The organism is Microbacterium sp. (assembly GCF_035277845.1).
Taxonomy (GTDB): Bacteria; Actinomycetota; Actinomycetes; order Actinomycetales; family Microbacteriaceae; genus Microbacterium.
Window position 1 is genome coordinate 1 of sequence record NZ_DATEJS010000118.1, and the last position, 12,652, is coordinate 12,652.

Genomic DNA, 12,652 nt, shown 5'->3' on the forward strand with positions numbered 1-12,652 from the left:
GGCGGTTCACCCGCAACTTCGTGGTGCAGGGCACCGCCGCCGAGTGGGCGCTCGCCTGGCTCGGCGACCTGCGCGCGCGGCTCGCCGCGTTCGAGCCCGTCGACGAGGCCGAGGCCGCACCGGCATCCGGCATCCTGTTCGCGCGCGTGCCCCACCTGGCGTTCTTCCTGCACGACGAGCTCATCGTGCACACGCCGGCTCGCCATGCCGAACGCGTGGCGCAGGCGGTGCAGGATGCGGCCGACGCGGCGACGAACCTGCTGTTCGGGACGTTCCCGCTCGACTTCCGGCTCGACGTCAAGGTCGGGGAGACGGCCGAGAAGGACTGACCGCGCCGCCTAGAATGGAGGGGCGAATGGGTCGGCCGGACGGTCGCGTCGCACGCGGTCCGCCGCGCTGCGCCGAGGAACGTCCGGGCTCCGCAGGGCAGGGCGGTGGGTAACACCCACCCGGAGCGATCCGCGAGACAGTGCCACAGAGAGCAGACCGCCGGCGCGAGCCGGTAAGGGTGAAAGGGCGGTGTAAGAGACCACCGGGATGCTGGTGACAGCATCCGCATGGCAAACCTCGCCCGGAGCAAGGCCAGACAGGGGATGACGACGCGGCCCGCCGAGTCCCCGGGTAGGCCGCTGGAACGGCACGGCAACGTGTCGTCGAGAGAGATGACCGTCGAAGGGGCTCATGCCCCGGAACAGAACCCGGCGTACAGGCCGGCCCATTCGCACAGTCCCGTCCGCGGTCGCGTGACCGCGCCGCGTCTGCTCAGTCGGCCGCGAGGGCGGCCGCGCCGATGATCCCCGCGTTGTTGCGGTGCACGGCCGGCACGATCGGCGTCTTGAGGTCCAGCAGCGGCAGGAACTTGTCGCTGCTCTTGGACACGCCGCCGCCGACGACGAACAGGTCCGGGCTGAAGAGGAACTCGAGGTGGCTGTAGTACCACTGCAGCCGCTTCGCCCATTGCGCCCAGCTGAGCCCCAGCCGCTCCATCACCGAGTTCGCCGCGTACGCCTCGGCGTCCTTGCCGTGCTTGGCGCGCTGCACGTGCCCGAGTTCCGAGTTCGGCACGAGCACCCCGTTGTAGATCATGGCCGAGCCGATGCCCGTGCCCAGGGTGGTCAGGATGGTGAGGCCGGCCTGATCCTTCGCCGCCCCGAACCGCACCTCGGCGATGCCGGCGACGTCCGCGTCGTTGGCGAAGTGGATGTCGCGACCGAGGCCGTCCTCGAAGAACTTCTCCGCCTCGAAGCCGATCCACTCGTCCGAGACGTTCGCGGCGGACATGGTGCGCCCGCTCTTGATGATGGCGGGGAACGCGACTCCGAGCGGGATCTTGTCCTCGGCGACGTCGAGCAGGTCGAGCACCTGCTCGACCGCGGCGAGCACGTCGCGCGGCTTGGCTCCCTCGGGTGTCGCGACCTTCGCGCGGGTGCTGATCAGGGTGCCGGTGGTCACATCCACGACACCGGCCTTGATCCCGGTGCCGCCGATGTCGACGCCGACGGCGCGGGCGGCGATCTCAGTCATGCGCCCCAGCGTAGCCACCTGCGTCCGGCGGGATGTGGCATCCGCACCGGCTCAGTAGGATCGCACTCGTGGGCGCATGCCCGGCGAGGAGGATGCCATGTCCGACGAGAAGTACTGGTACAACCTCAAGACCGGCGAGGTCGAACGAGGACTGGTCACCCCGGCACCGGACCGGGCCGGTCCGTTCGACACCGCCGAGGAAGCGGCGCGCGCGCCGGAGATCATCCGCGAACGCTCGCGCAAGTGGGCGGAGGAGGACGCCGCGGACCGCTAGATTCGTACTGCCGGTGGCCGAAGGGGACGGAATGGACAAGCAGCGGGACTTCGTGCTTCGCACGATCGAAGAGCGGGGCGTCAAGTTCGTGCGCCTGTGGTTCACCGACGTGGTGGGCACCCTCAAGTCGGTCGCGATCGCGCCGGCCGAGGTGGAAGGCGCCTTCACGGAGGGCCTCGGCTTCGACGGCTCGGCGATCGAGGGGCTGACCCGCACCTATGAGTCCGACCTGCTCGCGCATCCCGATCCGTCGACGTTCCAGATCCTGCCCTGGCGGGGTGACATCGACGCCACCGCGCGGATGTTCTGCGACATCACGACGCCCGACGGGCGCCCGGCCGTCGCCGACCCCCGGCACGTGCTGCGGCGCTCTCTGGCGAAGGCCGCGGATGCCGGGTTCACGTTCTACACGCATCCCGAGATCGAGTTCTACCTGCTGAAGTCGTCCACGTTCGGCCCGGACGGCCCGGAGCCGGTCGACTCGGCCGGCTACTTCGACAACGTGCCGGGCGGGACGGCGCACGACTTCCGCCGCCGGTCGGTGCGGATGCTCGAAGACCTCGGCATCTCGGTGGAGTACAGCCACCACGAGGGCGGCCCGGGGCAGAACGAGATCGATCTGCGCTACGCGGATGCGCTCGCGACCGCGGACAACATCATGACCTTCCGCACGGTCATCAAAGAGGTGGCGATCGAGCAGGGCGTCTACGCGACCTTCATGCCGAAGCCGCTGGGCGGGCAGCCGGGCAGCGGCATGCACACGCACATGTCCCTGTTCGAGGGCGACGTGAACGCGTTCTACGAGGAGGGCGCCCAGTACCAGCTCTCGCGCGTCGGACGGCAGTTCATCGCTGGGCTCCTGCGCCACGCGAACGAGATCGCCGCGGTCACCAACCAGTTCGTCAACTCGTACAAGCGCCTGTGGGGCGGCGACGAGGCGCCGAGCTTCATCTGCTGGGGCCACAACAACCGGTCGGCGCTCGTGCGCGTGCCCATGTACAAGCCGAACAAAGACCAGTCCAGCCGCGTCGAGTACCGCGCGCTCGACTCCGCCGCGAACCCGTACCTGGCATACGCCCTGCTGCTCGCGGCGGGCCTCAAGGGCATCGAGGAGGGCTACGAGCTGCCGTCGGAGGCCGAGGACAACGTCTGGTCGCTCACCGATTCCGAGCGCCGCGCCCTCGGCTATGCGCCGCTGCCGACGAGCCTCGACCATGCCCTCGAATACATGGAGGACTCCGAGCTCGTCGCCGAGACCCTCGGCGAGCAGGTGTTCAACTACGTGCTGCTGAACAAGCGGCGCGAATGGGAGGAGTACCGCTCGCAGGTGACGCCCTTCGAACTGAAGCGCAACCTCGAGATGCTCTGAGGTGCCGATGGCCACCGGCGATCGCTCCTCAGCCCTGACCGGGCTCGCCCGAGCCGGGTTCGCGAACCTGGCCGCCGCACAGGAGGGGCTCGTCGAACTGGCGGGGCTCACCGGCGTTTCCGAGGCCGAGCTCGCATCCGGCGCGTCGTGGGCGGCCGATCCGGATGCCGCCGTCGCCTCGTTCGTGCGCATCGCGCGCCGGGACGCTGCGGCCGTCCGCGCGGTGCTCGCCGACGCGCACGGCGAACAGGCGGCGTGGACCCTGATCGGCGCGTCCGACGGGTTCGGCGCCTTCTACCTGCGGCATCCCGACGAGCTGTCCGACCTGTGCGTGGCGCGCGAGGGACTGCCGTCCGCGGCGGAACTCGTGGGCGAGCTGTGCGACAGCGTGGGCGCCGTGGACGGGTTCGCCGACCGGTCCGGAGACGAGGCCTGGGTCGCCCTGAGGGTGCGCTATCGGCGCATGCTCGCCCGCATCGCCGTGTTCGACCTGCTGGCTCCGGATGCCGCCACCGTGCTGCCGGCGGTCGCGTCGACGCTCGCGGATGCCGCCGGTGCCGCCCTGGAGGCATCCCTGTGCGTCGCCCGCACCAAGCTGTCCGCCCGCGGACCGGGCGGCCTGTTCACGCACGACGAGGTCGCCGCGACACGGCTGGCGATCATCGGCATGGGCAAGGCCGGTGCGAGCGAGCTGAACTACGTGAGCGACGTCGACGTGGTGTTCGTCTGCGAGGGCGCCGAATCGGCGACGGAGCTCGCATCCAGCCGTGTGATCGACATCGCGACCCGCCTGGCGGTGCAGACGATGCGGGGAATCAGCGGGGTCGAGATCGAGCCGCCGCTCTGGGAGGTCGACGCGAACCTCCGGCCCGAGGGTAAACAGGGCGCGCTCGTGCGCACCCTCGACTCCTACCTGTCGTACTACGACCGCTGGGCGCACAGCTGGGAGTTCCAGGCGCTGCTGAAAGCCCGGCCGCTCGCCGGTGACATGGCTCTCGGCGCCGACTACGTGACCGCGGTGCAGCCGAAGGTGTGGACGAGCGCGGCGCGCGAGAACTTCGTGGACAGCGTGCAGCGCATGCGGGAGCGGGTGACGGCCCACATCCCCGTCGACGAGCTGGCGAACCAGCTGAAGCTCGGGCCGGGCGGACTGCGCGACGTCGAGTTCACGGTGCAGCTGCTGCAGCTCGTGCACGGGCTCAGCGATGGGGACATCCGGCAGCGGGGCACGCTCGAGGCGCTCGACGCCCTCGTCACCGGCGGCTACATCGGCCGGGCGGATGCCGCGGCCTTCGGCGAGGACTACCGCATGCTGCGCGTGCTCGAGCACCGCCTGCAGCTGCGGGGCCTGCTGCGCACCCACCTGCTGCCGACCCGCGCGGAGGATCTCCGGGTGCTCGCCCGGGCGAGCGGTCTCGCCGAGACGGGCGACGCGGTGCGGGCGCTCTGGGAGACGATCAAGCGCGAGGTGCGCGACATCCACGTGCGACTGTTCTACCGGCCGCTGCTGTCGGCGGTCGCCGCCCTGCCCGAGGCGGAACGGAGCCTGTCCACCGCGGAGGCGCACGACCGGCTGGCAGCGATCGGCTTCGCCGACCCGGCGGGCGCCCTCCGTCACATCGCCGCGCTGACCAGCGGGCTCAGCCGCACCGCCACGATCCAGCGGCACCTCATGCCGGTCATGATCAGCTGGTTCGCCGAGGGCGCGGACCCCGACATGGGGCTGCTCGCGTTCCGCCGCATCGCGGAGCGGCTGGGCAGCACGCCGTGGTTCCTGCGGATGCTGCGCGATTCGTCGACGGCGGCCGAGAGCCTCACGCAGGTGCTGAGCTGCTCGAAGTACATCGGCGATCTCATGGAGTGGATCCCCGAGGCCGCCGGCTGGCTCGACGACGCGGATCAGCTGCGACCGCGCACCGGCACCGCACTCCAGGACGAGGCCCGGGCGATCCAGGGCCGCCACGCGACGATCGGGGATGCCATGAAGTCGGTGCGCGCGCTGCGGCGCCGCGAGCTGCTGCGCACCGCGATGGCCGCCGTGCTCGGCGCGATCGACATCCACCAGGTGGCCGCGTCCCTGACGACGATCACCGAGGTGACGATCCAGGCCACGCTGCGCGCGGTGCGGCGCGAGATCGTGGAGCCCGCCGATGACAGCCTCGAGTTCGCCGTCATCGCGATGGGCCGGTTCGGCGGTGCGGAGCTCGGCTTCGGGTCGGATGCCGACATCCTCTACGTGTACCGGCCCGGCGACGTGGACCCGGAGCGGGCGAACGAACTGTCCCGCAAGCTCGTGGCGGCGCTCCGCACCCACTCCGAGGACCACCGCGCGCCTCTGGACCTCGACGCGGATCTTCGGCCGGAGGGCCGCAACGGGCCACTGGTGCGCTCCCTCGACGCGTATCGCGAGTACTACGGCCGGTGGTCGCTGTCGTGGGAGGCGCAGGCGCTGCTGCGGGCCCGCGGCGTCGCCGGCAGCGTGCGGCTGATCGAGGACTTCGAGCGGCTGGCCGACGAGGTGCGCTACCCGAAGACGCTCGATCCCCACGGCATCCGCGAGATCAAGCGCATCAAGGCGCGGGTCGAGAACGAGCGCCTGCCGCAGGGGGCGCAGCCCGAGCGTCATCTGAAGCTCGGACCGGGTGCGCTCAGCGACGTGGAGTGGCTCGTGCAGCTGCTGCAGCTCGAGCACGCCGGGACGAACCCGGAGTTGCGGACCACCTCGACGCTGGTGGCGCTGGATGCCGTCGTGGCGGCGGGATTCGTCGGCTCCGCCGCGGCGGAGCGCCTGCGCAGTGCGTGGCTGCTCGCCAGCCGGCTGCGCTCGGCCAACACGCTGCTGTCCGGGCAGACGAGCGACGTGCTGCCCGCGGATCGACGGCGCCTGGACGGCATCGGCCAGCTGCTCGAGTACCCGCCGCGTTCGGCGAGCCGGGTGGAGGAGGACTGGATGGGAACCGCGCGCCGGGCCCGCCGCATGTTCGAGAAGCTCTTCTACGGCTGATCAGGGCGGCCTCAGCCGGTTTCCGGCCCGCCGGGGCGGGCCCGTAGACTGCGCTCATGACAGCACCCTCGATCCTGGCCTTCGCCGGACTGTGCGTCCTGCTCGCGATCACACCGGGACCGGACACGTTCCTGGTGCTGCGGTTCAGCCTCGCCCGTCAGGGCGCGGGGATCGCCGCCTCCGCCGGTTCCGCGCTCGGATCGATGGTCTGGGCGCTCGCCGTCGCGTTCGGCCTCGCCGCGATCCTGCAGGAGTCGGCCGAGCTCTACCGCGTGCTGAAGATCGTGGGCGGCCTCTACCTCGTGTACCTCGGCGTCGCGGCTTTCCTCGCGAGCCGCAAGCACTCCCGGGCGGTGCAGACCGAGCCGCGCCGCACCAGCATCCGGTCGGGCTTCCTCGCGGGCGCCGTCTCGACGATGCTCAACCCGAAGGTCGGCCTGTTCTTCCTGGCCATCGCCCCCCAGTTCGTGCCCCACGACTCCGCGGCCCTGGTCGACACGCTGCTGCTCGGAGCGATCGACGCCGTGGTCGCCTGCGCGTACCTCGTCGTCGTGGCGATGCTGGCGGCACGCGCGATGACATGGCTCAAGCGCCCGCGGGTGACGAAGACGCTCGAGCGGGTCTCGGCCGGCATCCTGGCCGCCCTCGGCATCGGAACGATCGCACTCGCCGCCTCGGAGTAAGCAGAGATCGACGCGAAAGCGCCCTCCGAGCTGGGCTCGGAGGGCGCTTCCACTGCGACGGATCAGACGCCGTAGTACAGCTCGTAGTTTCATCAGGTCGATGAGGCTGGTTGGCACGTGACGGATCTGCCGTCTGACCTGGCATATGCCTGTTGTCAGGTGTTGGGTGTCGTGGCGAGTTCTTGAGAGTCCTGCGGACTTTCCGCGGACTCGCGGGCCGCTCGGCGGAGTCGGTTCTGGTGGACCGGGTTCGCCTTCATCCGCTCACGCCACCACGCAAGCAGCACGCGCTGATCGACGACCCTGCAACGCTGCCCGTCCCGAAGCTCCCATGACATCGGCATTCCGTTGAGGCGCCACAGTCGGATCGTGCGCCTCGAGCGTCCGACGCGTCGCGCTGCTTCGTGGTAGTCCATCCAGGTCGTCACGCGCACAGCATCGCACATTCGCGTCACGTTCCGTCACGTTCCGTCACGCGGACGCGTCCGCGGACGTCTGCGAACGTTCGCACGATCGACGCGAACTTCCGCGGAATCGCGCGGCACATCGGTCCCAATTGGGAGTCGATCATGATCACGATCTGACGCGCGTTTTTGAGAAAAATCTCTGGGTGGGGGGAATCACTGCCCATCGAGTGGCGGCCAAGCCACCCACAGCGATTTCGAGACCCCCTGTAGTGGCGCCGGCCTCCGCACCAGAGGCACGTGGTGTGGAGGCCGGCACTGTTCTCGCGCAGGCCGACCGGAGTGTCTAATTCAACCACTCGACGAGTGGTCGGCCTTCGTTCCCGCCGAGGACCGCCACGGAACTCGAGGCGGGTGACGTTGACGCAAGCTATCCGTCGTCCGCCGCCGCGGTGAGGGCGAGGTGTTCGACGATCGGGTTGATGAGTTCGGGATAGGCGTCGCGCAGCGCCATGACCAGGCCTGACAGGTTTCCGATCACTTCGCCGAGGAACTGGAATGCTTCACCGATCGGAAGTTCGCTCGTGCGCGGGTCGCTGAAGATGAGCTTGATCAGGTCCGCGTCGTATCCCGCGGTGAGCATGGTGACGATCGTCTGATCTACGTGCGCTCTCATGTAGGGCATCAGCTCACTCCCGCCAGGACTGTCGCCCCCGTCGCGTACACGCGGCGGCGCTTGGTCGTTTCGATCTTCTCGGAGATCTCCGACGCGGCCGCGTCAGTCGTGATCCCGTTGAAGTTGTACGTGTCGCCGCGCGCTGCGACTCCGAACGTTGACCCGCTGCCACTCATGCCGGCGGACGCGGTCAGATTGGCCACCTGCGTCACCGTGTCCTGCACCTCGCGCTGCTTCGACGAGACACCGTTGATGAAGCCCTGCATCGTGAATTCACCGAGCTCGTGGAACACGGTCGACGGCGAGTGGATGCCGAGCGCCGCCATGAACGGCGCCTTGATCCAATCCGGGATCACCGACAGGAACCATCGACCGATCGAGCCCGCGAGGGACTGGATGCCGCCGATCAGCCCCTGGACGATGTTCACGCCCGCGTCCCACAGCCACCGCCCGGCACCGGCGAACGCGTCACCGATCTTCCCCGGCAGGGACGTGAAGAACCCGACGACCTTCCCGATGAAGCTCGAGATGCCGTTGATGAGACCGTTCCACACGCCTGCGAACCACTGCCCGATGCCGGAGAAGAACGACATGAGGCCGTTCCACACGGCGAGGAACTGTTGCCCTGCCTGCTTGTTCCCGGTGACGAGCTTCACGAACCAGGTGATCGCCTGCGCGACCCAGGTGATCACGACCTGCAGCACGGTCGCGACGATCTTCAGCACCGGCACCAGGAGGCCGATGATGGGCTGGATCAGTGCGAGGATCGGCTTGAGGATCGCCACGAACAGCCCGATCAGGGGTTGCAGGATCGGCCCGATCAGCTGCAGCAGCGGAGCTATCAGCGAGATGATCGGCCCGATCAGCTGCAGCAGTACACCGACCAGCGGCATCACCGCGGGCACGAGCTGGGTGAAGACGCCGACGAGCTGCACGACGACGGGCAGTAGCGCGGCGACCGCCTGATTCATGACGCCGGTCAGGATCGTCGCGAGCTGCGACAGGATCGGTGCGACCTGCTGCAGCACGGACAGCAGAGCGCTGCCAAGCGTCGCCGCCAGTGTTCCGAGCAGCCCGGTCACCTGGGGCAGCACGGGCAGGAGTGCGTGGAAGATCAGCGACACCGGGTTGAACAGCCCTGAGAGCTGGAGCAGCGGCGGCAGGATCTGCGCGATCGCGGGACCCATCGCCGCGAAGATCGGACCGACCTTCTCCGCGATGCCACCGAATGACTGCTTCACCGCCGCGCCGACCGGGGCGAGAGTGGCATGGAGTATCCGCTGGATGACCCCGCTGATTCGCCCGAACAGCGAACCAATGGCGGTCACCCCGGTCGCGGCGAAGTTGATCACGCCCGTGATGGCCGGCTTCACCTTCGAGATCCCGTCGGACAGGACCCCCACGATCGACGCCTGCAGGTTACCGAGGGCGCCCTCGATGGTCGACGTCGACGTCGCCGCCTTCTTCGCCACATCGGTGAAGCCGAGCTTCAAGATGGCGGCGTTGAACTCGTCCGCGGAGATCTGTCCCTTGGCCATCGCCTCCTGGAAGTTGCCGGTGTAGGCACCGGCGGACTTCAGCGCCTGCTGCAACTTTCCCGACGCGCCGGGGATCGCGTTGGCGAGCTGGTTCCAGTTGCCCGTGATGAGCTTTCCCGCACCGGCGGTCTGGGTGAGCACGAGCCCGACGGACTTGAACGTCTCCGCGTTGCCACCCGCGACAGCGTTCAGGTTGCCCGCCGCCTCCGCGAGCGACCCGTACCCCTTCACCCCGTTCGCTGCGAGCTGGGCGGTGATGCCCTGAATGTCGGCGAGCGAGTACACGGTCTGGTCCGCGTACCGCCGCGTCGACTTGGTGAGCCCGTCGATCGCGGTCGACCCGAGCCCCGCGAACGCGAGAGTCTGCCGGAACTTGTCCGTAGCGTCGGATGCTTGCGCAGCCTCGCTGATGAACCCGGTGATCGCAGACGCAGCACGACCCGCGACGGCGGCGGCGATCCCACCGACACCACCAGCGATCGCAGCGAACTTGAGGGAGAACCCTCGACCAGCCACGGCGCCGGCCCCCGACGCGGCGGGCGCCAGCGCAGATGTGATCTGTTGCTGCGCCCCCCGCATCGACGGGATGAGCTCGTAGTAGGCCGTGCCGAGCTTGCCGCCTCCGCTCATGATCAGAGGTTGGTGACCTTGAGCAGCGCCGCCGGCCGAGGAGAGCCGAGCGTGAGTCGCTCTTCAGCACGGAAGAGGGTCTGGTTCGTGGTGAACGCGTCGCCCGCGCTGTTCGTCGTCTCGATGACGAAGCCCTTGCGCTGGAACGCCTGAGCGCCCTTCTCGAGGTTCGCGACGAGCGACGTCCCGACGGCACACGTCGTGGTCGGCAGCACCGGGATCCCCCAGAGCGTGTTGGCCTCAGACGACGACGGGTCGGGGTTGAGGATGTAACGCCCCTGGCCATCCTTCGTGCGACGCAGCTTCGACCACGTCGTCGGGTGCATGACGATCATGTCCGGGTCGACGAACGCGGCGCCGGTGCGGAGATCGGCGATCGCCATCTCCATCGTGTCGAGCCCTGTCGCATCCGGGTCCGCAGTCACATCGGCGGTGTGATCGCGGGTGAGGATCCCCGTCTGATGCAGCAGCCCCTTGAGGTTCTCGCCGGTCCCGTCGCCGTTGAGGACCTGGTCGTTCTCGGTGTCCACGATGAGGCGCTGGAGCTCGTTCGCGATGTACGCCGCGAAGGTCGGGAAGTCGTCGAGGTTCTCGTCGAGCAGAGCCGTCCAGAGCGCGATCTTCCGAGCGGTGAGGATCGTCGGCGTCGTGATGAACTGCACCTGCGGCTTCGCGCCGCCGGCCGCCACCATCCCGGCCGAGCCGACCGTGGACGTGTGCGCGATGAACTCGATCGACGGTCCCTCCATCGGAGATGCAGGGATGTGATCGAGGATCCGCAGCGGCTCATGCGCGGCCGCCACGACACCACCCAGGAACTGAGCCGGCAGATCGGTGCGCGGGTCCATCGGAACCGCGTCCTTCGTCTCGATGCGCAGCGCCGACTTCATCTTCACCGCCTCGAACAGCGACAGTGTCTGAGCTTCGTCGAGCGCGAACCGCGGGATCCGGTTCAGGTTCTTCGCGAACCCGAACCGGCCGTCGTCGACGCCGAGCGCGTTGCCGCCGCCCGCGAGGAGGTTGGCACCTTCGTGGATGGCGAGAACGCCCTTGTACTCGGCGAGCTGCGCGTGCAGCTTGTTCAGCTCGGCGAGCTTCGCGGTCGGGTTCAGGGACTAGTTGTCGACGATGGCCTGCGCCTTCGTGCCGAGCTCGCGCATCCCGGCGCGGGCTTCGATCAGAGTAACGGGCATGATTTCTCCCTCAAGGAGTCGTGCGCACCGAGGCACCAGACGCGCGAATGAAAGATGGAATCCAGGTCCCGACGGCAGGTCGCAGATACCCCGCAGGCAAGACCGGCTCGCGCCCTGGGCGTCTGCAGTCATCCGTGGCGCTCGAGTGGCATCGGCGACGCCGACTTCGCGCGTCAGATATGGCGGGACCATCCCAGCTGGCTGCGGCAGCGGGCGCTTTCGCGGCGGCTGCGGGGCCCGGCTGAGGGGTCCGGGTAGATCGACGACGCGCGTCCCACTACGCGACACACCATACACGCACCCTCAACCGGCGACGTAGTAGCGACACGGCGCAAAATGCGTCCACCCCACCGCCCGCGGCAGCTCCGTCCCCGGGAACACCGACAACACCTCCGACGCCGGCGAACACGTGCAATCCACCGGCTTCAACGACACATCCGCCACAGCATCCAACCGCCCCAGCTCACCGTCGTACTCCAACCCATCACCAAGCATCACGCCGGCCTCCCAATCACCACGCCCGGCGCATCCGGACTCACCCACGCCTCATCCAGATCACCCGGCATCCGTGCTGGCCAGTCGACAATCTCGCCTGTGACCTCGTCGATAGCTTCGCCTTCATCCTCGCCAAGCACTTGCCGAGCCTTCCTTGCCTGCCTTGCCTGTGCGGTCCCGGGGGACTGTCCCCGGGTACTCTCCCCGGGGACAGCGGAGGCTGACGCCTTCTTGGCAGCGCGCTGACGTTGCTTCTTCTCGCGATCGCGACGGCGGGCGTTGTCGAGGACCTCGAACTCGGCCCGAGTGGTCTGGTCCCTCGCGTAGTCGGCGATCACCCAGGCGTCGGGTCCGTCCGGTGTCCAGAGATCGAGGCTGACCAGCTCCACGACGGCGGATGCCACGAACGTCGGGATCAGCGGCAGATCGGCGCGCTCGATCCTGCCATCGGTCCGATTCGACATGCTCCACACCGTGGCCATGACCAAGCTCGATCGTGCCTCGGCCGACAGTCGCAGCACCCGCTTGTCGGCGAGCCACCGCTCCGGGATCCGAGCGTCAGCCACGATGCCGCCCGATTCGCTCGTGAGCGCTGTCCTGTTCAGCGTTCGTGTACTCAGCGGGCGCACCCCCTACCGTCACCCCATCCGGATCGCTGAGGTTCCGAACCGGCCAGTTGCGTGGGTCTTGAGCGGATCCCCGCACTGTGCGCCACCCACCGCCGCGCGGCCGCGGCAGCATGTCGACGAGCGGCGCGCACGTGGCGCACGGCGGGTTCACGCTGAGGAACCCGCCAGTACCGGCCTGGTGCGCCCATGCCAGCTGCGCCGCGCACTTGTGGCAGAGCCCGAAGCGGAGCGCG

10 protein-coding genes, 1 other RNA gene and 1 pseudogene are annotated in these 12,652 nt (G+C 68.8%); 7 read left to right on the forward strand and 5 right to left on the reverse strand.

The features are described from left to right. Both VJR25_RS04985 and rnpB read left to right on the forward strand, forming a co-directional pair. Positions 1-329 (forward strand): annotated as a pseudogene (locus tag VJR25_RS04985) (bifunctional 3'-5' exonuclease/DNA polymerase); the annotation flags it as partial. A 27-nt stretch (positions 330-356) separates the two neighbouring features. Beyond that, positions 357-722: RNase P RNA component class A (gene rnpB, locus VJR25_RS04990), an RNA gene on the forward strand. A gap of 40 nt (positions 723-762) precedes the next feature. Here rnpB and ppgK read toward each other — a convergent pair. Then, positions 763-1,524, reverse strand: coding sequence for a polyphosphate--glucose phosphotransferase (gene ppgK / locus VJR25_RS04995; RefSeq protein ID WP_324113147.1), 762 nt, complete (start codon positions 1,522-1,524; stop codon positions 763-765). A 97-nt stretch (positions 1,525-1,621) separates the two neighbouring features. Here ppgK and VJR25_RS05000 point away from each other — a divergent pair, with 97 nt between their 5' ends. Genes VJR25_RS05000 through VJR25_RS05015 form a run of 4 tightly spaced genes read left to right on the forward strand, consistent with a single transcriptional unit; the run spans position 1,622 to position 6,854 of the window. Further along, a complete protein-coding gene (locus tag VJR25_RS05000; protein WP_324113149.1) occupies positions 1,622-1,798 on the forward strand; it encodes an SPOR domain-containing protein in 177 nt (58 codons plus the stop codon). 31 nt (positions 1,799-1,829) lie between these two features. Next, entirely contained in the window at positions 1,830-3,167 is a 1,338-nt protein-coding gene (gene glnA, locus VJR25_RS05005; RefSeq protein WP_324113151.1) for a type I glutamate--ammonia ligase, read from the forward strand. A gap of 7 nt (positions 3,168-3,174) precedes the next feature. Beyond that, positions 3,175-6,171, forward strand: coding sequence for a bifunctional [glutamine synthetase] adenylyltransferase/[glutamine synthetase]-adenylyl-L-tyrosine phosphorylase (locus VJR25_RS05010; RefSeq protein ID WP_324113153.1), 2,997 nt, complete (start codon positions 3,175-3,177; stop codon positions 6,169-6,171). A gap of 56 nt (positions 6,172-6,227) precedes the next feature. Then, complete coding sequence (locus tag VJR25_RS05015; RefSeq protein ID WP_324113155.1) at positions 6,228-6,854, forward strand: LysE family translocator; 627 nt, start codon at positions 6,228-6,230, stop codon at positions 6,852-6,854. 834 nt (positions 6,855-7,688) lie between these two features. Here VJR25_RS05015 and VJR25_RS05020 read toward each other — a convergent pair. From VJR25_RS05020 to VJR25_RS05030, 3 genes are read right to left on the reverse strand one after another with little or no spacing between them, the layout of a single operon-like run. Next, on the reverse strand, positions 7,689-7,943 hold the full coding sequence (locus VJR25_RS05020) for a hypothetical protein (RefSeq protein WP_324113157.1): 255 nt from the start codon (positions 7,941-7,943) through the stop codon (positions 7,689-7,691). Next, positions 7,943-10,102, reverse strand: coding sequence for a tape measure protein (locus tag VJR25_RS05025; protein ID WP_324113159.1), 2,160 nt, complete (start codon positions 10,100-10,102; stop codon positions 7,943-7,945). The genes VJR25_RS05020 and VJR25_RS05025 overlap by 1 nt, the downstream gene beginning before the upstream one ends. A 2-nt stretch (positions 10,103-10,104) precedes the next feature. After that, positions 10,105-10,950, reverse strand: a complete 846-nt coding sequence (locus tag VJR25_RS05030) for a phage major capsid protein (protein WP_324113160.1) — start codon at positions 10,948-10,950, stop codon at positions 10,105-10,107. Here VJR25_RS05030 and VJR25_RS05035 point away from each other — a divergent pair. Next, a complete protein-coding gene (locus VJR25_RS05035; protein ID WP_324113164.1) occupies positions 10,867-11,346 on the forward strand; it encodes a hypothetical protein in 480 nt (159 codons plus the stop codon). The genes VJR25_RS05030 and VJR25_RS05035 overlap by 84 nt on opposite strands. A gap of 443 nt (positions 11,347-11,789) precedes the next feature. Here VJR25_RS05035 and VJR25_RS05040 read toward each other — a convergent pair whose 3' ends face one another. Continuing rightward, positions 11,790-12,419 (reverse strand): hypothetical protein, encoded by a 630-nt coding sequence (locus VJR25_RS05040; protein ID WP_324113162.1) that lies wholly within the window; start codon positions 12,417-12,419, stop codon positions 11,790-11,792. Positions 12,420-12,652: the final 233 nt, after the last annotated feature.

Excerpts from the sequence above, each read along its gene's own strand:
- ppgK (WP_324113147.1), bottom strand. The coding sequence starts at position 1,524 with ATGACTGAGATCGCCGCCCGCGCCGTCGGCGTCGACATCGGCGGCACC.
- VJR25_RS05000 (WP_324113149.1), top strand. The coding sequence starts at position 1,622 with ATGTCCGACGAGAAGTACTGGTACAACCTCAAGACCGGCGAGGTCGAA.
- glnA (WP_324113151.1), top strand. The coding sequence starts at position 1,830 with ATGGACAAGCAGCGGGACTTCGTGCTTCGCACGATCGAAGAGCGGGGC.
- VJR25_RS05010 (WP_324113153.1), top strand. The coding sequence starts at position 3,175 with ATGGCCACCGGCGATCGCTCCTCAGCCCTGACCGGGCTCGCCCGAGCC.
- VJR25_RS05015 (WP_324113155.1), top strand. The coding sequence starts at position 6,228 with ATGACAGCACCCTCGATCCTGGCCTTCGCCGGACTGTGCGTCCTGCTC.
- VJR25_RS05020 (WP_324113157.1), bottom strand. The coding sequence starts at position 7,943 with ATGCCCTACATGAGAGCGCACGTAGATCAGACGATCGTCACCATGCTC.
- VJR25_RS05025 (WP_324113159.1), bottom strand. The coding sequence starts at position 10,102 with ATGAGCGGAGGCGGCAAGCTCGGCACGGCCTACTACGAGCTCATCCCG.
- VJR25_RS05030 (WP_324113160.1), bottom strand. The coding sequence starts at position 10,950 with ATGGACCCGCGCACCGATCTGCCGGCTCAGTTCCTGGGTGGTGTCGTG.